This window comes from Aquella oligotrophica (assembly GCF_002892535.1).
GTDB classification, from domain to species: Bacteria; Pseudomonadota; Gammaproteobacteria; order Burkholderiales; family UBA11063; genus Aquella; species Aquella oligotrophica.
Window position 1 is genome coordinate 2,189,775 of sequence record NZ_CP024847.1, and the last position, 25,365, is coordinate 2,215,139.

Genomic DNA, 25,365 nt, shown 5'->3' on the forward strand with positions numbered 1-25,365 from the left:
AGCTGATGAATGATGATAAAGAGTTTCTTGATAAGGTTGTTATTCCTTACTTTCATGGATTTATTCATCAAGATATTGACACTGGGTTATTCACACCTGATGGGGTTGTGATTGCAGCATCAATTAAAGGTGCTAATAATTATGGGGTTGATCATAAAGAATTAGTTGGAATGTCGTATCATACAATGAACTTGGAATTCATTGCTAAAATCTGTGAAAGCTCAGAAATAGAAGATTTAATAGGAATTGCTAATTTATTTAAAAAAATTGGTAAATTAAATCAAATTATTTCGCAAGAAAGAAAAGTGATAAATTATATTGATGTAATTCCATATAAGAATCATTATTCCGCTACAATAGTCACCCATCTACCAATTATTAATCCGACCACTGACAATGTAGTAGCTACTCAAGCAATTGGAAATAATTTTTATCTCTATGGGATTGTTGATTATATTAATAATATTCGTCAAGAGCAGAATCTAGTTCCCTTAAAGCCTTTTGTTGAAAAGATCAATTTATCACAACGCCAGCATGAAGTGTTATTTCTACTAACAGCTGGTTTGAGCCAAATAGAAATTGCCACAGTATTAGGTATTACTAGGGGAACTGTCTCTTCAATAATAACTCATCAATTATCCAACAAATTGGGACTACTTAATGTAGATACCCGAAAACTGATAGAATTAGCATGTAATATGGGGTTAGACAAATACATCCCACCAAGCCTATATAAACCAAGAGTTATTATTTTGGATAATGAAATTGAACAGAAGTATTTCTCCAAAAATTAACTTACTACATGCCAGAAATTAATTTACTTACATGTAGTAAGATTAATAATTTATATTATTGGAGAACACAGTAGATAGAATATTGAACCTGTCCACAATTACGTGAGCTACCAGACCAAGTTGAAGCACCAGTACTTGATGGATTACCATAATGACCTTCTACTGATAAATTATTGCCTACTGTCCAGTTATCACAAGCATAGTTATCTATTAGAGTAATTGTTTGAATAGTCCAGTCCGCAGTAAATCCTGTCCATGCCTCAGTTTGAAAACTAATATTATTAGTCCAGTTACCATTACTAGATGGCAACTTAGCCTCCGCAGTACTTGTAGTTATAAGCGTCGTTCCATCACTCCGGTAGTAATTCGTATCGGGATATAAAACCCAATTTGTTCCTGGGAAGCGTTGCTGATGATCCCAATCTAAACACTCAAAAAAATGATTTTTACAGACATCATTCGCTCCGAGTAGAGCTTTATATTGATAACTTGTATTACCTTTGTTAGGATTATTATCATCATTCATGCATTTGTTATCTGCACCACCAAGTCCACCTAAATCACCATTCCAAGCACCGCTGGTTACAAATATACGTGAAGCCGAATTAAATGTAGTAACAACTTCATCAGTATCCGTACCCAGCTTATTTCCATATATATCAGAAATCATCGTTGAATTAACTATTAGCTTATATGTTCCACCCTTTAAATTGGAGGAGGGTTTAAAGGTATAGGTTTTATCCCCATTTGACTTACTGATATATCCAATAGGTACAGGAGTTCCATCAGCTTTCTGAAGCCGAACAGCTCCTGCTGCAACAATAGAATTTTCTACAATAGCTTCACTAAAGGTAAGCGAGATATCGGGAAATCCACCCACACTATTGCTACCGGAAAGTCCATTGGCTGGTGAAAAAGACACTAAAGTTGGTGCAGTAAAATCACCAGTAGTAAACTGTGTAACCGTGTAAGCAGCATCTATTCCTAGGTTTTGTCCATTGCGGTCTTGTAACTGAGTCTGGTTTAATACTATTTTATACCCGGTTAGATCTGTTAGCGGTGATACCCCGCAAAAGTAAGGATAGCCTGTTGAGATAAGTAATCATAAGTTATATTTACTGGAATATGGCTGCTATCCCCTGTAGTTCTTTGTAACCAAATATTAGTAGCATTTATCGTTGTTTCATCCATTGCATTACTAAATGTAATTGTCATTGTTGGAGTTAGAGAAACCAAAGTTGCATTATTAGCTGGCTGGGCTGCGATGATTGTTGTAGTTGCATAAACTCCAGATGTAAAAGTGCTAACTGTTGTTTCACCACTACCCAATGGATTATGTTGCGGTGAAGCATCCCAGATCTGTGCTTCATTAAGAACCAGTTTATATTCCGTATTATTTTCCAAGATACCATTTGCTAAAACAAAAGTTACACTCTGGTTATTATTGCTTGGACCAGTTGGTGTTTGTACTAATGGAATATTACTATTATCCGAAACCTTATATAGTTTTATATTATCAGAGGTTAGTGTCTGTGGATCCATGGGTTCATTAAAATTTATAGAAATGGGGGTACTAACATTAACACTAGCATCACCATCTACAGGGATAGTTGAAGTTATTTGGGGCAAAATTACATCCATGACTGTAACCATCGAACGTAGACTCACGTAACTATAATTTTTCACGTCATAGCTGCCTTTAATTAGCAGATAAATATAACCAGAATCTTGCGCTGAGCCAGTACTGGTTAATTCCACAGAAATATTACAACTACCCAACGGTAATAATTCAGCACCACAATTATTTGATACAATAGCTGCACTAGTGCCAGATAAAGAAAAATAAGACCGGATAATAGAATCGGTAAAAGTAAATGGCGCAGCACCAATATTGGTAACCGTAAAGCTGAGGGGTTCAATTGTCTGGGTTTTCAAAGTGATCATACTTTGCTCAGGAATAATGGTAAGTACTGGTTCTACATTAGAAGCATAATAAGTAACTAACTGACTTTTAGTCATGGTTGCATTATACATATCGGTATATTGTACATTGATATTTGTTGAACCACTACTTACAGGATTAACATGATAAACTTTAATGTAACATACTTCGCCTACATCAAGGTGCTGTCCACACGGAAGCATATCTGTAGCAATTAACCTGATATCTATCGGATTATCCTGAGATATTTGTAAGTTATCTATAGCTACATTACCATTATTTATTAAAGTCAAAATAGCAGATTCCTGACTAGGCTTTAGGACAGGTAAATTGCTCATTGCAATATTACCGTGGTATACGCTAGTAACGGTAACCTCCAGTACGTTACTATTATTGGCAGAACGCAGACTATCTTTTGGAACATTCCTTAAGCCTTTACTCTTACGTTGATAATAACTAATAGTAGGATGATTATTTATAATATCTTTTGATGACATTATTTCCAGAGGCAGTACCTGATTTTTAGTAATATTTACCATTGCATCATCATGTAACCCATTATTTACAGATATGCTCATATCACTGGGAATAAACCCTACGTTATCAAAACTCTGTCCATTACCTGCAAACACATACACTGTAGTATAATCGTTCGGACCAAAAAGAACTGTATTATCACTGAAGTTTACGCCATGATAATCACTACTTGGAAAGTACCGATAATTAATCAACTGATTGGTATGTTGATCAGTATTAAAATTTGCAGAGATAACGGCACTACCACTTGCACCCTTTGATAACCTAGGAGTAGTGAAGCGAAGCAAACAGCTTGACCTAGACGCAATTTGATGACAATCACTGGTATTCAGGACAACATTGTCTGATACATTATAATGGATAATCGTATAGCTAATATTGCTTATCGTTTTATCAGTCATGTTTCGCACATATACACCGCTAGTGGTTGGGTTGCCGTCTATTACCGGAATAACGGTAGAGCGCTCAATCAAAATACTGCGATTAAATGTATCATTTGCTGGCAAAGTATTCCCATCTGAGCTAGATACTGCTTTGGAGCAGCCAGATATTAGCAGGACACCAGATAAAATGCTTAGTAACCATTTTATAAAGTTGGCTTTTTGCATATTTCCTCCTTATTGCAACCCTAGGGTTGCGTATATTCAATAAATTTTAGGGTTCCATCAATATAGGCATATTCCCCGCTACTAAGGGTGAAGTAAAGCGGAATGTAAGCCTTATCACCACTTTGTAAATAATTTGGCATAAAATAAGTTATACCCGGCAAAGCCCCCAGCAAATTGCAGCTGGCAGAGTAATCTGCGCCATTTACCGAACAATCTGCTGATGCAACTGGCACTGTTTCAAGCCAGTTACTTACACCGGAAACATTTATATTCAATGCTCCATAACCTGCTGTATTTGAAGTTGCGAAAGAAAGAGTTGCAGTTCCAGAACTAAGTGGATTAGGTGTGATAATCGGTGTAATTACGGCTTGAGTATACTCAAGATAAAAAGAAGTATTTCCATTTGTATCTTCAACCTGTGGCTGCTCATAAAAACCAGCTGCAGTATTCCAACTTGCTGGTGGATAAGGAATTGGCGAATTAAAGGTATTTGAAGCCCCCATAATAGCCAGATCAGCCTTATCCAGTTTTAGTATCAAATTACAACTACCATTAATCGGAATTGTTGAGACATTTGCACCAGTAGGACAATTCCCTCCTGCCACAACTAATCCACGCGGCAAATTATTTGTATCAATATTAAAATCAAGCATCGGATAATTTACCGACGGATTAGTATATGTTAAAGTAATCAAGGAATCAGCCGTATCCGCACCATTAGTCTCAAATGGAGAATCAAAAGTACCCTCACCTGCCAAATTACCAGCATCAACCGGAACAGGAGCAATACTGCTATCATTCTCTTTTAGCAGATAATTTATTGGTACAGAAAGATTTTTTGCCACATTTGGATAGCCACCGCCATAATTGATTACCAGATTGGTAATTCCATTTTCATTTATAGTTAAATTGGCTGGTTCTGGACCATAGATAACACGTATATTGCAGCCTGCATTTTTGGGAAGTATCCCGGATTGTGGACATGGATCATCTAAAAGAGCATTATCAATATGAGGAACATGACTGGTCGAAGTACCTTCAAGAGTGTAGCCACTAATTTCTGCCGGAGCGCTTCCTATATTTACTACATGAAAAATATATGATACATAATTTGCACCATTTGCCATAACTACAAGGTTTACATTTTCGGATGCAGTTGGGTGGGTAAATGTCAGAATCGGGGCTTCTGTTATATTATATCTTATTGGTGAAGAAGTAAATGTATAACTAGTGCCATTATAATCACCAGATAATCGCATAACTATAGCCCCAGAACCATAAGATGATCCACTCGTAAAATTTATGGAAACGGAACACTGCGAAAGCGGTGATATGACATATGCATTAGAACTGCTAGAGGATTTCTGACAGCTACTTCCAGTTTGTACAACACGCCCACTGCCTCCTGAATCATAGCTAAAAGTAACATTATTTAATGGTGCATTTCCGACATTATTTATTGTAAAAATAAAAACTTGAGTTTCATTTCTGGTAAGAGAAATATTACTTACGCTTGGAGTTATATAGATGTTTGGATAAGGTTTATCGTTAGTCCATATCAAAAGATCATTACCAGCCTCTATACCATTCAAAGTATATATTATCTGTGAAGAGCCTGGCATATATTGTGTCACTCGGTAAGTTATATTGCAGGAATTTTGTGCATTTGCCAAAAGTACCACTCCTGTGCAATTATTACTAACTACTCCCTCAGATAAAGTAACTCCAATACTCCCACCACTAACATCCTTATTTCCAATATTGACAATACTAATTGTAGCTGTTGACTCCTGCATCAAATTGATAATGGGAGTATCCCCAAAGATCAAGTTACTGTCGGATTGACTCGGAATAATATTAATAAACAGATCTGAATTTAGAGTCAAGGATTTATTTTGATAGCCTGATTGGTTGGTATTGACGTAGCTCGGCGAAAGCACCGCTGTTGTAGCAGTATTTCCAGTAAACTTAACTGCAACCTCAATCGGTATTACTTGCCCGGCAGCAATTTGTTGTCCGTTAACAAAGCCATTTTTTATACTAGCTTGTCCTGAATTATCTGAATTAATAGAAACCTGATTATATACTGAGCCAGATTCTCCGCCTGCAATTAAATAACTTACAACATAACGTGTCTCTCCCTGTCTGGCTACAGCATTAAGCGAAGCATTAAAAAATGCCAGAGTTATATTCTTCATATCAATGTACTGGTAATTAACTATTTGCGAATATGAATGTAACTTGCCCTGATGATCATTATATTGTAGAGAGATCAGAGAAGATCCCTTATTACCAACACTAAGGACTGGCGTATTAAATTTAAGCTGGCAATATCCATTTGCTTTAATAGTACTACATTCTTCAGGGTTCAGTAAAATAAAGTGGCTGGAGTTTTCCTTTATCGCCTGATACTTTACCCCTAGTTTCTTAATAGCCTTCTGCCATATCTCATAATCTGTACTTGAATCCAAACTGTAACTAATATTATGAATATCTAAATTACTATAATTACGGATATATAGTACTCCAGGTGTAGAACCCCCATTAACAACTGGTACTGCAGAGGTATTATCAATTCTAATGGCAGTAGCTTCAAGGGTTACCTGCCCCTGACTGGAACTATTATTTCCACTACCACTACAAGCCGTCAGCACAATAGTCAGCAATGTACAATAAATAAATCTTTTATAGCTAAACACCCTACCTAAGAGCAGGAAAATCAATTCTCTCATATATTATCTGTCTTTCTAATAATCATGGATTGAATTTGCTGACAAATTTTCACCTTATACCCATATACCCTTGTCCTATCCAGATAGCTAAACCTAGATATACTACTTTAAATAGTTTTATTAGAGTTTTTACGCCGAATTGTAATTGAAATGATTATTTTTGTCTATCAGCTATTTCTGCTGATTATACGCCTATTAAATGATAAAATGCACCAATGAAGTAAACAGTGGGGAGTGAAATGTAAATAAGTTAGAGGTTTTAGATTACAATTAATTTTGATGAAATTAAGACAATAACCCTATGTTTAAACAACTACTCCAAATCAAAAAAGATTCTATCTGACGCAGAATAGTGGTTAAGTAAAAGTAAATACAATATAATTACAAACACATAACTAGAATTATGAAGGTTAATGATTTGCGAATATTGTCATACCTGCATAGGCAGGTATCCATTTCAATGAATCCCCGGGTCTGTGCCCGAGGATAACAAATTGCTATGTATGAGTGACAGTTGCTTAATATGACAATATAAAAAAGCCACCTCAACTTTACTGAGATGGCTTTTCAAGGGGATTTCTTATTCTACCAGAAGCTAACCGCTGATTTAGTTACTGACGGAGTGGTACTTTGTTTCTTGTAAGAATGTACTGTGTAACCACAAGTATTACCCAAACTACCATTTATTTCTTTCCATGCATCTGATTTACCCGGTACATCTTTAGCTGTTGTATCACCATTACATGCTACATAGCCTTTACCATTATAAGTTACAAACGGATGAATCTCTTTCGGTGAATATATTACCGGATATTCGCCTGCTTTCCACTGACCAAAATCATAACTACCTTTTGGTGCCTCTACTTTTACAGACGTAGTCATCATTTGACTATCTCTTTTTTGATCACAGGTTAAGTTACCGTTATTATTTGATACTGTTGAGTCTTTTGCACACGAACTATAGTCCAATGTTGAAATAAAATTATATTTACCTTCAGAATTTTGACATTCCTGTTTAAGAGTTTTAGATTGATGCTCCCATCCTCTCACTCCTGCAGCGTCTCGGCAACTATTTCTATAACTACCTTGCGGTTTATTTTGTATATCATCAAGAGTCACAATTTTACCTTGTACTCTGTCAGTATCTATTATTTGTGAATTTGCTATCTTACTGCTTCCCATAGAACTAAAAGGATCAAAAGAATAGTATGTATCAATCTTCAAGTAAGGCGATCCACCACCCTGTTCAAGTTGTATATCTACTAGTCCCCAAGATTTAGTTCCAACAAAAGGGCCATCATTCTCACCAGAATAAATCTCATAATGGAAGTTGTAATAATCATAAGCATCTTCATCCATTGGATTATCAGGGTTGGAGGTTCCTAATTTCCACGAAGGGTTTCCACTATGTGGTGTCCACACCATAAAGGCAACTTGTTTATATTTACCTGAGTTTTGCCCGGATGTTATAGGGATATAAAGGTATACCATGCGTTTTGCACCTTTAGTGGTTAACGCAGTATGTAGTTGTACTGTAAAATTTGCTTTGTCATGTAATTTTAAAGCCCCATGACCAATGTAGTGCCATCTATCTTCATCAATTCTTCCATCTTTAACCCCACCACGATCGTTATCATAATAAAAAGTACTATTTGAATTATTCCTATACTGAATAGCAAATTCATCGTCATTTGAGAACATTGCACCATCTTGTTGATGAGTTGGATTATTAATATTATTTGTCACATTAACTGGGCTAGCAAAACTAGATGTTGCACATATTACCAAACCAGATAAAACCAATAATTTTTTAAGTGTGTTTTTCATTTTAGTCCCCTTGAAATGAAAGTTAATTTCTTACTTTTTTGTTTTGAAGCTCTTCGCTTCCTATGACGTTATATTAACAATTCATCCCAAGTGCTGAATATAGCCATCTAAGCAATCTAGCTATACGGATTTGCAATCTATCAATACAAATATCCAGACACAACAAAAATTGTTGCTTTCAAAGAAATTATTAACTTTATACTTCCGGCTGCAAAAAATTAAGTAAAAATGAAATGGAAGGTCATTTATGAATAAGATTAAATTATTATTAGGGTAAGACAATTTTTTAGACTATTGCTTATTATCAAGAAATAATAGCTTTGATGATATTCATAGAAAAAGCCGCCCAATCAGAAATGGGCGGACTTCAAGGAGAACTCAAGATAAACTTGATTTGTTAGCTCAAATACCGGAAGAAACAATATAGCCTAACCTTATATTGAGTAGAGAAATATATCATCAGGATTTCTGTTTTATCCGCAACAATTAATATAATACTCGCGCGCGAATTGTACCTGGAATTTTTTTAAGATCATTGAGGACATTTTTGCCATATTCAACATTAATATCACTAATTACATATCCTACTAGTTCATTGGTTTTAAGATATTGCCCAAGCACATTTGCAGAATGGTTTGCTAACACCTGATTGATTTGCGCCAAAATACCCGGTACATTTGAATGTAAATGGATCAAGCGGTGTGCCTGTTTTAGTTCTGGTAATTGAATATTTGGCAAATTAACGCTTTGTGTAGTATCACCAGTATTGACATAATTAATCATTCTTCTAGCTACAAATTCACCGATATTTAATTGCGCTTCTTCAGTACTACCACCAATATGTGGTGACAAAATTACATTATCAAAACCACGTAGCGGGTTTATAAATTCTTCCTGATTATTTTTTGGTTCGTATGGAAATACATCCACTGCCGCACCAAGTATTTTACCTGATTGCAACACTTTTACCATCGCATCAATATCTACCACATGTCCACGACTGAGATTGATAAAAATCACCTTGTCTTTCATCAAACCAAACTCGTACTCACCAATAATATTTGCATTACTCTTACGTCCATCGACGTGAAGAGTAACTACATCAGCAATTGATAGTAGTTCATCAAGAGTATCACATTTTTTTGCATTACCTAATTGAAGCTTTTCAATAACATCATAGTAATATACTTGCATCCCAAGTGACTCGGCTAAGACAGATAATTGAGAACCAATATTACCATAACCAACAATACCTAATTTCTTACCACGCAATTCATAGCAATTATCCGCAGATTTGTCCCAAACACCTTTATGCATTTTGGTATTTTTGCTAACCACTTTACGCATTAACATGATAATTTCACCAATTACCATTTCAACTACGCTACGGGTATTACTATAAGGTGCATTAAAGACACATACACCTTTTTTGGTAGCATAATCAAGGTCAATCTGATTAGTTCCGATACAAAATGCGCCAATCGAAATTAGCCGTTCTGCGGCATCAAGTACCTTTTTGGTTACCATCGTTTTGGAACGAATACCTAAAATTGAAACATCTTTGATTTTTTCACATAATTCATCTTCACCCAAGCTACCTTTCATACATTCAACAGTATAGCCTTCGTCCTGAAGAAGCTTAATTCCATTCGGGTGAACATTTTCAAGTAATAATATTTTAATTCGATTCCGTGGGTAGGAAATAGCTCGTGGTAGCTCGTGAATATAAAGAAGCTCATCAAAGCTTTTTATCTCGGCATCAGCTTTGGCAATTACAGCCTCGCGTGTAATATTTTCCGTAAATGCATAAAAAAGACTAGCAGCACCAGCTTCACGAATTTCATAATCGGTAATCCCATCACCAATCGCCCAAACATCACCTGTCAATGCCAGATTTTTTACTACACTGACTTTACCTTTATCCTGACTTAGAGGGTTTGTGGTATCAAGTCCATTAACATTACCATTTTCATCATAAGTAAAGGTATTGGCATAAACATGATTTTCAAGAATACCAAATTCTTTTACAACCGGAAGGATACATTCCTTAAAACCACTACTCACAATGTAAATATTACTTGCATGGTTTTTCAAAAATTCGCTATTCCGTTTAAATGACTGGGTAACTTTAGTTTTAAGTAAAGTAATCACTTGTTCAATATGTTTTTTATTTGCTCCAAGTAACTGAACTCGTTTATTTAAACTTTCACTTAGAGAGATTTTTCCTTCCATCCCAAGATTAGTTATAGAACGAATTTCTTCAATAACCTTTTCACTATCCGGATGATTAGCTAGAGCAATTACCGCCAACTCATCCATTGCCTCAACCTGAACAAAAGTACTATCAAAATCAATAATAAAATATTTGTTATTCACTTATCCTAATCTTTCACAATAAAAAATATATTAAACAACTTACCATCTATAGAATCAATTATTAGTGGATCATTTGGACGAGCCAACGATAGAATCTTTTAGACTTTTATCGATTGGATTATCCCCAAGCCAGATTTTTAATAATGCGCTATAAAAATCAGCGCCACCACCGATCGAATCACCAAGCTTAGCACCATTTAAAAATACTTGGGTGCCAGTACCTGGGATATAACTAAGCCTGATTACATCATTTTCTTTGGTCTTACCCGCTCCCTTCATTGTCGCCTCAAGCTGGTCTATCTGCGGTTTTAATTTAGCAAGAACATCTTTGGAATTATTCGCGGCAAGACCTTCATTTAAGGCATCAGCAAAAGTATCCGCTGAAATAGTTCGTAACATATGAATCTCAATCATTTCAGGGGTACTAACCTGTAGCAATGATTTAGCAGAATTAGATTTTTGTGGTACATAAAGTCCAAGCGTATAGACTTTTACCAGAAATTTGGTTCTAAGCCCAGCACCATTTAAAACTAGATCCGTTCCATTCACCTTGGTACTGGTTGCAAATTTTGTATCAGAAACAGTTACAAAATCTGAATCTGCTGCAAAAATTGCTGGAACTATTAAAAAATGCCCCAAGATCATAGCTTGTAATAATTTACGCATGTTTTATCCTTTAAAATCACCAATTAGATTATTTAGAACCTCGATTGGATGCTTTAATTTTATATCTGCAAGTTTATCAGCCTGACAACGACAAGAGAAGCCACTAGCCAGAGTAGTAACGCTGCTATCATCAGTAACAGTTTTTTTCCAGTTAAGCTCAAATAAACCACTAGAATTATTGGCGTTCTCAGCTAAATGCCCGTAAGTTCCTGCCATACCGCAACAGCCAAGATTCTTAACCTCAAGATTAATACCAACTTTAGCATAGGCTTTTTGCCAAAGAATAGCTTCTGCTGGAGCTAACGCCTGTTCCGTACAATGTGGCAATAATCGGTATTTACCAATATCAGCCATCGCCTCAATCACCTTATCTTTAGTCAATAACTCAGCCAATTCAGCCAGAGTTAATACCTTACCAGCAAAGCTCGTTGCGAATTTGCGTACTTCATCGCGAAACATTAATGCAATCGTATTTTCAAGACTAACAATAGGAATATTAAGCGCAAATAATGGATTAAATAGCTTAGCCAAACGCTCGGCATTAGCCTTGAATTTATCAATATAGCCAGCAACAATTAAGGCTTTACCACTAGTCTGTGGTTCAGTCAAATAAGGGATATAACCAGCTTTTTTGATAAATTCAGCACTAGATAATAAAATCTGAGTATCTATCGTACCAGTAAAGCTATCGGTAAATATTATCACCGCATTCGGTTCAAGCTTAGTCAATTGATTGGCATCGGTATAATATTTTAAAGAGTGTTTTCTTGCAATATCTTCAAACGATAAATTAGCGGGTTCAGGAGAATTAATAATCCCAATTTTTTTTGCAATTCCAGTACGATTTGCCAATTTCCATAAACCGCGCAGTTTATACGCAGTTGGTAAAATACCTTCAATATGTCCAAGCAAATAATCACGTAACTTACGCTTTTTATAATGCTTATGATAGTCATTTAGAAATGTAGTCCGTAGATCAGGGATACTTACTTGAGTTGGGCATTTACCACTACAGCCCTTACAACCAAGACAACCACTTAATGCAGCATAAGCCTCATCAGCAGCTAGTTTAGTTTGAATATCACTTGCGGTAGAAGATGATTTTTTACGTAGCCACTCTTTAACCAGCATCGCCCGACCTTTGGGTGAATGAATCCGATCTTTGGTTATCTTGTATGATGGGCACATTACATTATTTGGTTCTTTATTAAAGCATGCTCCATTACCATTACAGATCATGGCACTGGTGAATTGCTCTTGCGTAGCTAGTGGAATATGCTGGTCAAATTCACCACGCATAGGAACTGACTCGATTCTAATCAGTGGTTTTTCATCTGGAGAAGTTAATTTACCCGGATTAAAGCGGTTTTCCGGATCAAATAATTTTTTAATCTTACATAGCACCGGATATAAAACTGGTCCAAACACATCTGGTACAAATTCACCACGATAGCCCTTGCCATGTTCACCCCAAAGAATCCCTTGGTATTTGTTAAGGAGTTTGATAACTAGCTCGGTAATCGGACGAATTTCTTCCCGATCTTCACTATTTTGCATATCAAGCGCTGGTCTAACATGAATACAACCAACATCAACATGTCCATACATTGCATAATTAAGTTTAAGCTGATTTAATTCATGTTCAAGATCGGCGACAAAATCGGCGAGATGCTCCGGTGGAACTATTGCATCTTCAACAAAGGCAACTGGTTTACGTTTACCCGGCATTTTACCCGCAAGACCAACAGCTAAAGAACGAATTGACCAAAGCTGGGCGATTTGGGTATTATCTTCAATAACCACATAATTCGCCTGCTTTTCATCAAGTGCCGCAATAATCTTACTGGTTTTAGCAGCTAACTCTTCTTTACTATCCGCAACAAATTCGACGAAGTTGGAAATATAATTCTTGCCTTCGGAGTTAAGCATTTTGGCAAGCTGTGGCCAATTTGGCAAAGTCTGGGCACTTTTCTGAACTTTTTCATCAATTGCTTCAATCGCTAGAGGAGAAAACTGGATCAAGAAATTAGCATCACGTAAGGCTTCGACAAAACTTGGATAGTGGACAACCATCAAGGTCTTAAATTTTGGTATTGCTAGCAATTTTAATTTTGCTAAGCCAACAACACCAAGCGTCCCCTCTGAGCCCGCAATCAGATAGTTTAAATCAAATTTTGAATTTTGATAGCATTGACGTATATTATAACCAGATAATGGACGTTTTAGTGGCGGAAATCTAGCTGTAATTTCATCTTGCAACGGAGTAAGTAAATCAGTAATCTTTGTAGTAAAGGAATTAAAAGTAGGATCGCTTGTTTTATCTTCTATCGTATTAAGAAGTGTCCCATCGGGCAGAAGCACCTTCAGTCCAAGAACATGATCCGCAGTTTTACCATAGATAAGAGAACCCTTACCAGCGGCATCAGTCGCAATCATCCCACCAATTGTAGCACGATTAGAAGTAGAAACATTAGGCGCAAAAAATAAACCATGTGGCTGCAAAAAGCGATTTAAGTCATCAAGAATCACTCCCGGCTCGACCGTTACCGACATCGCTTCAGGATTAAATTCAACAATCCGATTCATGAATTTACTAAAATCAATCACGATACCATCGGTCAAGGATTGACCATTAGTACCAGTTCCACCGCCACGGGCACAAAAATGTAGCGCTTTAAAAGGCTCCTGATTGGATAGACTAATCAGCTTTTGCAAATCAGCAAAACTAGCTGGTATCGCAACAGCAGCGGGCATTACTTCATAAATACTATTATCCGTTGCATTTAATAATCGGGTTGGTTTATCAACATGAAACTCACCCACAAAGCCATTTTTAATTAGTACGCTTTGCAGTAAACTAGCTAAATTTCCGACAGATGATTGCATGGTATATTTATCTCATATTTTTGGTTACGCTCTAACTGCGTATTAATATAAAAAACTTTGTTAACCCGTTATTATAATATATATCAACCACCTTTAGCAGCGAATCCTTCTGCCATAATTAAACATTTTAACCTAGCTATTTTATTGCCTGAGTTTAATTCACTTGCTGAGCACCGATTATTTCACATATATTTCTACATTACTGCTGGGCACAGATTATCGCTTTTTTGTTTGAATTACATGCCTCAGAACTATAAGAGTATAAAAGCGTATTAGTTTTTGACGTAAGTCCAAAATAACCTTTAATTGCCGATCCAGAATAGCTCCAGTTATTACAAGCATCATTATTTGTAGTTCTCGCATTTGGGACATTCCAGTTACTATTAAGCCCTGTAAAAGCTGCACTATTACCAAGTGCTACAGTCGTGGTTAACTTACCGTTACTATCAGTAGTCCCAACTTGAGTTAAACCACTACTAGAAACCGTACCATAATAAGTTATACTATTAAATAACACCCAATTTAGCCCAGGATATCTATTCAGACTCTTACCAGCCAAACCGCTGGCGGTGCTGGTAAATGTTCCAGCTCCTATCATGGCTTTATAGTAACCGCCATCATTAGGTTTTCCATTAGCAGTAAGATTACATAACTTATCTGCACCATCAAGTCCATCCGTACCACCACCTTCTGTCCGTAGATCACTGCTAAAGGTTGTCGTTGTAACATAAACCTTCAGTCCTGCCCTAAATCTGGTTAATTCTTCATAGCCTGTAGCATTAGGGTCTAATGCATTCCCGGAAGTATCTGTGATCTGGGATTTATTAATCATTACTCGATAATAACCACCATTTATCAACTTATTTGAACCAGAAGAGTTATCTACTACCAGAATTATACTTTTCTCAGCAACATCACTCCGCCAACTATAGCTTATACCGACATCCGAATAGGATGAATTATCTGCCGAATATTGCAATTTTGCAGCCGCTTTACTAATAAATTTAGCTAAATCAGCTTCTTTATCAAAAACCATTTTAGCAATAGTAACTGTAAGTGGCGATGGCAAAGAACTATTTCTTGTATATAAACTCACCGATGCATTATTGGTTATACCTGCATTATTTACCGGAAAATAGGACACCATCTTTGGTCCATTATTTAATACATTTATTGTAAAATCAGGAACAAGCAAACCATTAGTAGCTACTCCAGTGATAGTATAAGTACCAGCTGCTACGTTACTGCCAATGCTAATACTAACTGGAACTCTTGTAGTACTAGCAGTAAAATTGATAGTTGCAGGGCTAACCGTTATACCTGTTGGAGCGGTTAATGTCACTGTTGTATTCTTGTTAATCATCTTGACATTTGCCGCAATATACAAGCTTTCAGTATAAGTGTTATTCGGATAATAAACATTTTTACTAGGTGCATAAGCAATTTTGACACGTGGATATTCAACTAGTGGTGATAAGTATTGTGTGCCTGTCAGACGAGTACCACTTGTAGATACCTGCTCAGGATTTGAGACACTGCCATCAGTATTCAATTGTGCACGATATACATTATTGGTCTGAGAGTTTCCATAATACAAGTAATCCATCCCACTGGTTGTCAATAGGGTTAACCCACTACCAGAAAGAATCTCAGGTACAGAAAATGAAATACAATCATTATTCAATAGCCCATTAGCAGGATTAAGTGAACAACGACGGATCATTGGGGTATTTGCTTCATTCTTAATAGTATAAAAAATATACTTGACTGACCCTAAAGTTTTAATTACTGGAGAATAGACTGCTCGACCATATGTATCGACTGTTTCCGTACAGGCATCGAAATCCCCGGTACTCTGATTCACGCTACAAACAGCTAAGAGAGTCTGTACCCCATTTGTTCTGGAGGTATAAGCATAATTACCACTAAGAACTATACTATAAAAACCGCTATTAATATTTGAAAATTTAGCCGCTTGAGAGACACAACCAGAAAGACTACCGTTACTTTCATTAACCAAACATTTATTTATCATTCTTCCAGTAGCATACATTGCGATATATAAATAGTTCTTTCCATTAATATTAGCTATGGTATTTTGAATATTTGTACCACTAACACCATTTAGAGGTAAGCCACTAGTTGACATCATACTGGCACAATTAGAAAGTAAACCACTTTCGCTAGCATTACATTTAGCAAAGTTACTTTCCTGTATATTACCCAAATAGACATTTAGCACTCCATCATTCGACATAAAACTCGAAAAACCAAGAACACCACTATTATTAAGTACGGTACTATTATTATTGGAACCGCTAAGTCCGGTAATAGAACAATCGGTCAGACTTCTACCATCATTAGTTAAATTACAGCGGGTAACTCCATTTTGTAAGTCTTTCGTCATTAGATAAACTACCCTAGTGTTAGCGCTATAATCCAGATTAATTGCATCACTAAGCACAGAGATTTTGCCTAAACCGGACACATCATTTGAGTCCAGATACTTCCCGCTAAAGTTTATTATCAAGTTTCCAGCTTCTGATTTTGATGGAGCATATGTAACTTTTACTACGCAGCTAGTATTAGGTTCTAGACTCTGTGTACCATCCAGAGCACATGCGCTTGCTCCATAGCCGCTTACACTTACATTTGCATTCTGGCTAGCTACCGAGGTAATATTGATTGAATCAATCTTTACCACACCAGTATTCTTTATTGTCAGGTAAGCATTACGTGATTCTCCAACCCAATTATTGCTAAAACTATCACCACTTAGCGTCAGCCCAAAGCCCGCTGCCCCGCTCTCAGCGAGATAGCTAACATTAAAACTGATAGCTTTATTTTGGTACACCTGCCCTGTAGTGCTTACCGTGTCATACATTACGGTTACACTGCCAAAACCGTTTACTTTACTGTTTGCAGTAATAGTAGCTGTACAGCTGCTATTAGCTGCTATGGTAGCACAATTACCTGTATTAAACCCAAACGCTGGATTACTGGATGAAATGCGAATATTACTTATAGCTGTATATCCGTTATTTAGTAACTGTAAGGATGTCCCAGTTACCCCGTCTGACTTTGGAATCACTACATTATTGACCGGAATAACAAGATTACCTACTGCGTTCATGATAACCGCAGCTGAAACTGTTGTCAAAACCTCAGAGTTATTATTCAGAAATGATACATTAACCTCATTATCATTATGTGGAGTTATTGACACCAATTCGGTACATTGTGAATTATCACTATTACATACCATTTCATTTACCGGATTATTATCCCCAGAACTATCCACCCGAACTTGAACCTGATAATTACCAATTTTTCTAAATGGAATAGCTAGAGTAACTTTATTACCACTTGCGGCAATTATCTGATCATTAAATTCGCCAGCTTCAATACCGTTTACTTCAGCAACATTCGCATAACTTACTAGCTGTCTGGATACATACTGACCTTTTGCAGATGTTCCCTCAACTTTTAACTGAAAGCTTCCCTGTTGTAATTCTGCTGGTAACGTCAAATTAATTTGACAAGATTGTCCAACTGCTAGATCACCGTCACACTTTGAGAAAATATTTACACCAGAATAATCGCCACTATCAAAAGAAATTGCTACCCCATGCACTACCATACCAGTATTATTAGTCAATAACAAAGTTGCTGAACTTTGCTGATCAGCTGTTGTCGGTATTGTTGCAACATTACTAAGTGATAGAACTCTATTAGTTGTGATATCCTGAGGGTCTTCCTGATTTTGGTTACTATTATCAGCACTGCTATTAATACCGGAATTACATCCGAACAATATTATACAAATTAAAATTGACAGGAATTTTTTCATAATTATAATTACTCAATAGTACATTAGGTTTAATATTAAATCTTCTTTGATTATCAAAAAGATTCAGTGCTAAATCCAATCCCTTAAATGCATTAGATTAGACAATACTTGCATGTCTGCATTATAAGCAATTTATAGCTCATTCCAATATAGCTATTTCCGCAATCAAGCTATACGTAAATGTCTTAATATGATAGGCTATCTATGATAGCCTATCTTTAATTGCCCAGATGGATTACTAGTTTATAGTAAAGTTAGCCACAGCGCGGAATGGCAATGATGTTGCCGCTCCATTAGTTGGTACTGCATAGTACTCGTAAGCATAACCACCAGTTGGAATCCACTCTTCTGCAGTTACGGTTATCGTACAAGTAGCACCATTAGTAAATGTAGCAAGTGAACAGCTAGCATTATTAGTTGCGGTTAGACCATTACCAATTAATTTTGGCATACTGATAGTCACCCCACCATTAGCTATGGTAGCTGGTATGTTTGAAGCGTTCAACGTAAATGTAAGTGTAACCACTTTATTGCTAACATTAGTTGCCTGTGCATTAACAGTTCCCCAACTAAGAGCATTTATCTGATCACCATTAACTTTTGCAGCTTTCTGATTTACACCAGTTGAAGCATCCTTATATGAATACCCAGGCATCACAAAATTAGCATTTAACGTCCCAAATGTCGATAAATAGGTATCATTTATATATTCAACAATCAGATCACAAGATGAACCAATTGCAAGGGTTGACGCTGCATTTGGATTCGTTGGACAAGTGCTACTATTATTCACCTCAAAACCAATTGGTAGAGTATTAGCAGCAATTACAAAATTTTCTGCATCCTCAGTTCCACTATTGGTATAACTTAAAGTAAATTTTAGTTTCCCGCTAGCGCCAAGAGTTGGATAAAAATTGTAGGTTATATGTCCAGTTACCGGGTCTATTTCCTTGGTTAAACCACCAATAGGCTCATCAACTGACGAAGTAATAATAGGATCATTGATTAATGCCGCTTTAGTAGCTGCATAATGAATATCTGTGAATACCATTGCAGTTCCTAAAGTAGAACCAGCCCGTAAATTATAACCAATTGATAATTGCTGTATTGTAGGATCAACCTTGTCAGTTGCCGCACCAAATTTGACAGTAACGGTACAACTAGCAGTTGGTGCAATATCATTACCATTACAGTTATCTTGGATAATTGCTAGCGATGGACTCAAAGCCGGGGTTTGCGCAGATAAAGTAGCAGCAGTAACACCAGTTGCCAGAGCCTGCCCATCATTTGTAATAATAAATGTATGGGTTAACTCAGCATGCCCATCAGCACGCATAACACCAAAATCATAGTCAGCATCCGAAATATTCAAATGAGCACTTTGCGCGACGGATGAATAAGTAACAGGTGCATGTGAAACCAGATTAACCATATGACCAGATGCTTCACTATATTGGGCAGTTGCAGCCAAATTAAAGGTTCCTCCCTCACCACCTGCTAGAGGAGTATAGGTTACTTTAAAATTACATTCAGCACCCTTATCTAGATTAGTAGAATTTCCACTAGTATCGCACGGATGATCAACTCCGTTAGTACTCAATACAACTCTAGGATTAGCATCTCGACCAATCTTAAGATTATGCAATTTTGTATTATCCGTACTACTATTTTTAATGGTTACAAGCATTTCCTTTGTTTCGCCATAAATAGTTCCGCTAAGATCACTACTATTAGTACTGATTTGTAGACCTGGCTTGGCTGTTGCAGCCAAATAAATAACATTCAAACTAATAGTCTGGTTATTGTCATAGTTAATGGTCACAGTGCCACTACCATTTGTTGCTGCACTAGTTGTCAAGTGAAAAAGACAAATATTTCCTTGAGCAATAGCAGAACCATTCATACAAGAGCCCTGATCAACGGTGATATCATCTGTAGTTGATATAATACTATTTATAGTTGCATCTGCCAAACCACTATTCTTTAGCACAACTGGTACAGCAACTTGCCCGGCAATTAGGGTGGTATTATATCCATCAGTAATCACATTTGAAATCGAATTAGTATTTGAATTAATCGTAAATCCAGCCAAACCAGCATCTTTAAGCGAAGAAGATTTATGTGTAAGATTTTTTACTGAGTGTAATATCGTATTGGTAAAATTGATTTTGCTAGTGAAATCACCACCATGATAAGTATAAAAATGTGTGCAGTATTTACCATCACAGATATTATTTTCTGCCAATGGAGTAACCGATGAAGAAGGTTTTACAGAAACTTTCTCTCCTAATAAATATGGTACAGCAATATATGACTTATCGGTAATAGCTGTCACAACACGCATATTATTATTTGCAACGGTAATACCATTAACACTGTTTAATTTACCATATTGTAGTACTTGTGATGCATTATAACTCTTACCATCAGCACCAGTAAATGCAGTAGTTAAAAGGAAACCTCCACCAATTTCTTTTCCTGACAGAGTTGGAGTAATTGCAATAGTACAAGACTGACTTGGTTGTAACTTACTACACCCAGCACCATTATATAGAGCAGTTACCACCCCACTCAGATTATCTCTTGAATTCTGAGCATTAGTTGTTGCTATTGATTGTAAATCAATTACTGTAGGGGTATCGTTGTAAACACCGACATAGTATTTAGCACCAGAAGCCGCATTTACTGGCATAGTAGACATTTGACTTATCTTGACCTGTGGGGCACTATTTACTAACGGAGTATTACCTCCGCCGCCGCCAGTTGTAGTTGCACTACCACTGCTACCACCACAAGCATTCAAGGTGGCTGCAATTACAACCCCACCAATGAACAACCTATTTAATTTTTTATACATAAATCATCCCTTTATATATTATTTGTAGTAACACTAAATATCTATTTTTATTAAGTGTTATAATAAAATTGAAAATTAGTTTAAAAATTTAGTAGACCCCTTTCCTAATCTGTCTTTTGTTCTTATATACTGTCATAAAGACTTTTATAATAGTCTATATTCAGATAAATACAATATTTTGAAATGTCTATTTGTAATCAAAGAACAAAAATAATTGCTTATGAAAAAAGTCTAGCTAGAGGAGTAGAAAATAATTTTTAAGACTAAAATCCTGACATGATTATAAGTAACTCGAATATTTTCAGGATATAGCTATTTTGACAATCAAGCTATACAAAAATGAAGGCATATAAATTGGGATTCTGAAAATAACCTTGACATTTTCGCTAAGCAGATTTTCCAAGATGGATTATCTGCCTACGACTCAGACAAGAATTGTCATACTGATAGATGAAACTATAGAACTTACGCATTGACCGTAGATATGTTACTATGGCTAACATGACCAAACAGCCTGGGGTCAAAAATGAGAAAGAATCCTCAGAGAGTGCGTAAAACTCTATCTCTGTTATTGTAATTTTTTAACAATTAAAGAGCTGAAATAAGACATCAGAGCCTGTTAGTTAATTTTATCAAACTCGACATCTGGAAGGCTTCGCGTAATAGATCCAGATAAAATCGGCTGACTTTTATCTAACTCCCGTTTATAATTGCTAAGCTGAATAAATTTACCAACCATACTACTATTACTACCATTAGCAAAGCTAGTCACAACTTGATTATAGTTTTCAGCAGTCTTATTGATACTGTTACCTAAAGTAGTAAGTCGCTCGAGAGTTAAGCGTAATTGATCGCTCATTTGTAATGCAACTTTTACTATTTCAGCCGCTTTTTCTTCTACCTCATGACTTTGCCACATCCGATCAATAATAGCCAAAAGAGCCAAAATAGTTGATGGTCCGGCAATTATCACCTTCTGACTATAGGCAAACCATAATAATCCTCGTTCATCCTCTTTTGAATCCATTGCTACAATCAGATTAAATAACCCTTCATTCGGAATAAACATAATCATATAATCAAATAAGTTTCGTCCACTCACCCGCTCCATCTCGGATATATAATCCTTACTGGCAAAAAGTTTGATTGTAGTTAAGACAGAGTTTCGGATTAGCTTTTCTCTATCTTCACCAGAAGTTATTGCATTATAGTATTCGCCAACGATATTTTTACTATCAATAATAAGCCCTCGATTATCAGGTAGATTTATCAGACAATCAGCACGCAAATTCTTAGCGCTTATATCTTTATTACTAAGATGAACTTGTTCAATATAGCTAACTCTTTCTTTAAGTCCAGCAAATTCAAGGATATTCGCCAAAATCATTTCACCAAACTCACCTTTTTTTTGACTATCGCGAGTTAGTGCTTGAGCCAAATTATTAGCCTGTTCACTTAGACTATTTGATTTATTACTAATATCATGAGTTTCTTTTCTTAATTCAATTATTCGGCTATCTAATTCCCTCAGTTTCTCACTTAATGGCTCAACAACATTAGTCTTGCCAATAGCACCGAGAGTTTCGCTAGCCTTATTTTGTAATTCCAGTAATGCCTGAGATTTAATATTGCCAAACTCTTTTATCATCTGCTCTTTTAGATCAGCAAGTAAATGTTCAAGGTTATTATACGCCTGCTTTAAATTGTCATTCTCAGTTTTTAAGCGTACATTTTCATTACTTAGGCTGATTTTATTATCCAATAACTGCCGTTCTGATTGCTTTAATCCTGCTACTTCAGTTGCTAATTGTTCTAGCTTTAAAGCCAAGGCTTGTAATTGCTGATCTTTATTAGCTAGCTCCTGATTTGCTAATGCTAGATTGGTTCTGGAGGCTTCGACATCTTGAGCCTGACTAGCATTTGCATTAATCCGAAATAGCATAAATAGTACAAGAACTAAAATAACTACTAACATTGCTATTAATATGATCGATTCCATTGTGTCCCTTATAATATAAAGCTTGCCATCGAAAAACGTATTCTATCTAATCCCGTTATCTTACATTGATTTTAATGGTTATACGTGGAATACTTAATGTTCATTAATCTTATCGTTAGATTGAATTACTTTATATACTCTTCCTTGTTACTACACACAAAAATAAACTTCTATAAGTTACTTTAAATAGCTAGCATAATATTTAACGCATTTAGTATGTTTTGATAATATTCATGATTACCTTGCTTAGGGTTATTGAGAAGAGTACCAACAGATATTTTGTATTTCTCTAACCCTACCCTAATTTTAGGATTAACTAGTGCACCTTGTTTCAGCTCGTTTATTATTTCATCCTTGAATGGTTGATCTATATTCAAATACCAAGAGCAATAACCACCTTTTATAAGAATTTCTATAAATAGTTCAACAACATCATCATTATCCACAGTTCGAAACTCTTTTATAAGTCGAATAATTTCATTTGGAAATAAACCAAAGTTCTTAGCAAAGATAAGCTTACTTTTTATCAAATGAATAATTTCATTATCCATCTCTACAGTTAACTTATAAGAGTAAAATTGAAAGATTAATGCTGTATAGGAAGCAATATAATGTGTGCCTGAATTTTCAGCATACATTTTATTTAATGACAAAAAAGCATTTCTAATAATTTGCCAATTCTCTTCACCACTAATCTCCCTTACTGATAGTATTGCAATAATATTTCCAATATTTTGAGGGTCTATTTTTAGTGTCCCCAACATCCTTTGTGTATCATGGTCAAGGAATTTTTTAAATATCTCTTTATTATTTCCTTGTATGTAATCTTTTAATTCATTACATGTATCTGTAACCTTCTTTAATGAACTTTCAACCTCATTTCTTGCTTTAATTACAATTTCCTCAAGCTCTTTAACAGTCTTTTTTGAATCTTTAATTTCTGTATATCTTGCTGTAATTACATTAGAAATATAAAACCCAAATACAGCAATAATTAATGTAAATAATCCCAAGACAATTGACATTATCATCAGAGAATTATTTAAGATGGTATATAAATTAGCTATCTGACTATTTAATGCGCTGATATTATTGCTTACATTATCAAACTGACTTTTAACGTCTTTATTTAGATAAGATCTAATCGCATCATTATTGCTGTTGATACTATTAAGAGTTTTTGTGGTTTGCGCGCTACTTTCCAGCACAGATTTATCTATTTCCTTATATGCTGTAACGGTTTCTATCGAGCTTAAACTATTGGTATAATTTTGTTTTGAACATTGCGTTATAAAAAACCCAACTAAAAATATCAATAGAAAGGCGATTAAAATCCCTCCACCCCAATTAATTATCTTTTTTAAATAATCTATGCCTTCCTTAGTTACATCTTTATCACTCATAATCACCCCTTGAAAACAACTCTTTATTATACCTCGATTTTTGTTTTCGCTAAGCTAAGATTGGCTATCAAAATACTATTGAAAGAAACTAATTATTTGGCTTGCCAGTTCTTCAGGATAATGATGAAGAAAGAAATGCCCACCATCCGGATAACTAATTAGCTTCGAATTAGTTAGTAATTGATGAAGTTTATAACTAGCTTCAGGCTTAGTTACCCAGTCATTTTTAGCAACCGTAATTAACGCTGGCAAATTAATTTGCTTTAGTTTAGCTTCATCCACTTGCCAATTAGCAACCGCCTTATCCTGCAAAGCTTGTGCCGCAGCATTAAAGGGATAAATATAGTGAGAAATAGGCAAAATTGTTTTTGCCAGATATTTGCGAAATTCTATCGATGGCATACCAGAAAAAAACAATTCGGTCAGCCGATCACGATTTTCTTTACCCGGATTTTCACGCAAATTGGCAACGAGCTCATGTAAACGCCCCATGGTATAGCTATAATCTGGCTGGCTAACGATAAATGCAAGTCCTGAAATGCGCTCACTACTCTCATAAGCAAGCGCTTGAGCAATTATGCCACCCATTGACCAACCACACAATATTGGTTTTTCTAATTGCAGCGCATCAATAAAATCAAGTGTATCTCTAGCTAAGCCCAGCATTGATTCTTCATTTGTGGAAGTACTTAATCCAACTAAGCGATTATCAGGCAAATAAACCGTAAATTTCTTCGCTAGTTCAAAAATCAGCGTACTATTCCAGTGTAACAGATTCCCCGAATAACCAACTAACATAACTAATGGTTTACCCTTGCCAAGCATAATATAACCAGTTTGTCCACTACGGGTTTTTACGGTTTGATACTCGAATTTTATCTGCTCCAT

At 35.8% G+C, this 25,365-nt stretch carries 13 protein-coding genes; 1 reads left to right on the top strand and 12 read right to left on the bottom strand.

Translation table 11 applies throughout. The features are described from left to right. Nucleotides 1-5: 5 nt before the first annotated feature. Complete coding sequence (locus CUN60_RS10025; RefSeq protein ID WP_102951907.1) at nucleotides 6-794, top strand: helix-turn-helix transcriptional regulator; 789 nt, start codon at nucleotides 6-8, stop codon at nucleotides 792-794. Between the two features lie 55 nt (nucleotides 795-849). On the opposite strand, the gene CUN60_RS10030 is transcribed toward CUN60_RS10025, so the two are convergent. The 12 genes from CUN60_RS10030 to CUN60_RS10085 form a co-directional block, all read right to left on the bottom strand. Beyond that, a complete protein-coding gene (locus CUN60_RS10030) occupies nucleotides 850-1,716 on the bottom strand; it encodes a DUF1554 domain-containing protein (protein ID WP_102951908.1) in 867 nt (288 codons plus the stop codon). A gap of 131 nt (nucleotides 1,717-1,847) precedes the next feature. Continuing rightward, complete coding sequence (locus CUN60_RS10035; protein ID WP_102951909.1) at nucleotides 1,848-3,881, bottom strand: Ig-like domain-containing domain; 2,034 nt, start codon at nucleotides 3,879-3,881, stop codon at nucleotides 1,848-1,850. 20 nt (nucleotides 3,882-3,901) lie between these two features. Beyond that, complete coding sequence (locus tag CUN60_RS10040) at nucleotides 3,902-6,613, bottom strand: COG1361 family protein (RefSeq protein ID WP_158649381.1); 2,712 nt, start codon at nucleotides 6,611-6,613, stop codon at nucleotides 3,902-3,904. Nucleotides 6,614-7,198: 585 nt separating this feature from the next. Beyond that, entirely contained in the window at nucleotides 7,199-8,440 is a 1,242-nt protein-coding gene (locus CUN60_RS10045; RefSeq protein ID WP_102951911.1) for a hypothetical protein, read from the bottom strand. Nucleotides 8,441-8,926: 486 nt separating this feature from the next. Beyond that, nucleotides 8,927-10,816, bottom strand: coding sequence for a phosphoglycerate dehydrogenase (serA, locus tag CUN60_RS13480; protein WP_102951912.1), 1,890 nt, complete (start codon nucleotides 10,814-10,816; stop codon nucleotides 8,927-8,929). Nucleotides 10,817-10,885: 69 nt separating this feature from the next. Beyond that, nucleotides 10,886-11,482 carry a chalcone isomerase family protein gene (locus CUN60_RS10055; RefSeq protein WP_102951913.1) on the bottom strand — a complete coding sequence of 199 codons (597 nt, stop codon included), beginning with the start codon at nucleotides 11,480-11,482 and terminating at the stop codon, nucleotides 10,886-10,888. Between the two features lie 3 nt (nucleotides 11,483-11,485). Beyond that, nucleotides 11,486-14,368 carry an FAD-binding and (Fe-S)-binding domain-containing protein gene (locus tag CUN60_RS10060; protein ID WP_102951914.1) on the bottom strand — a complete coding sequence of 961 codons (2,883 nt, stop codon included), beginning with the start codon at nucleotides 14,366-14,368 and terminating at the stop codon, nucleotides 11,486-11,488. Between the two features lie 199 nt (nucleotides 14,369-14,567). Further along, on the bottom strand, nucleotides 14,568-18,218 hold the full coding sequence (locus CUN60_RS10065) for a DUF1554 domain-containing protein (RefSeq protein WP_102951915.1): 3,651 nt from the start codon (nucleotides 18,216-18,218) through the stop codon (nucleotides 14,568-14,570). Nucleotides 18,219-18,456: 238 nt separating this feature from the next. Further along, nucleotides 18,457-21,075 (bottom strand): hypothetical protein, encoded by a 2,619-nt coding sequence (locus tag CUN60_RS10070; protein WP_102951916.1) that lies wholly within the window; start codon nucleotides 21,073-21,075, stop codon nucleotides 18,457-18,459. Nucleotides 21,076-21,694: 619 nt separating this feature from the next. Beyond that, a complete protein-coding gene (locus CUN60_RS10075; RefSeq protein WP_102951917.1) occupies nucleotides 21,695-23,074 on the bottom strand; it encodes a DNA recombination protein RmuC in 1,380 nt (459 codons plus the stop codon). 182 nt (nucleotides 23,075-23,256) lie between these two features. Continuing rightward, complete coding sequence (locus CUN60_RS10080) at nucleotides 23,257-24,477, bottom strand: hypothetical protein (RefSeq protein WP_102951918.1); 1,221 nt, start codon at nucleotides 24,475-24,477, stop codon at nucleotides 23,257-23,259. 75 nt (nucleotides 24,478-24,552) lie between these two features. Beyond that, nucleotides 24,553-25,365 (bottom strand): alpha/beta fold hydrolase, encoded by an 813-nt coding sequence (locus tag CUN60_RS10085; RefSeq protein ID WP_158649382.1) that lies wholly within the window; start codon nucleotides 25,363-25,365, stop codon nucleotides 24,553-24,555.

Coding starts and splice junctions, on each gene's coding strand:
- CUN60_RS10070 (WP_102951916.1), bottom strand. CDS start 21,075: ATGTATAAAAAATTAAATAGGTTGTTCATTGGTGGGGTTGTAATTGCA.
- CUN60_RS10085 (WP_158649382.1), bottom strand. CDS start 25,365: ATGGAGCAGATAAAATTCGAGTATCAAACCGTAAAAACCCGTAGTGGA.
- CUN60_RS10025 (WP_102951907.1), top strand. CDS start 6: ATGAATGATGATAAAGAGTTTCTTGATAAGGTTGTTATTCCTTACTTT.
- CUN60_RS10045 (WP_102951911.1), bottom strand. CDS start 8,440: ATGAAAAACACACTTAAAAAATTATTGGTTTTATCTGGTTTGGTAATA.
- CUN60_RS10080 (WP_102951918.1), bottom strand. CDS start 24,477: ATGAGTGATAAAGATGTAACTAAGGAAGGCATAGATTATTTAAAAAAG.
- CUN60_RS10060 (WP_102951914.1), bottom strand. CDS start 14,368: ATGCAATCATCTGTCGGAAATTTAGCTAGTTTACTGCAAAGCGTACTA.
- CUN60_RS10075 (WP_102951917.1), bottom strand. CDS start 23,074: ATGGAATCGATCATATTAATAGCAATGTTAGTAGTTATTTTAGTTCTT.
- CUN60_RS10065 (WP_102951915.1), bottom strand. CDS start 18,218: ATGAAAAAATTCCTGTCAATTTTAATTTGTATAATATTGTTCGGATGT.
- CUN60_RS10035 (WP_102951909.1), bottom strand. CDS start 3,881: ATGCAAAAAGCCAACTTTATAAAATGGTTACTAAGCATTTTATCTGGT.
- CUN60_RS10040 (WP_158649381.1), bottom strand. CDS start 6,613: ATGAGAGAATTGATTTTCCTGCTCTTAGGTAGGGTGTTTAGCTATAAA.
- CUN60_RS10055 (WP_102951913.1), bottom strand. CDS start 11,482: ATGCGTAAATTATTACAAGCTATGATCTTGGGGCATTTTTTAATAGTT.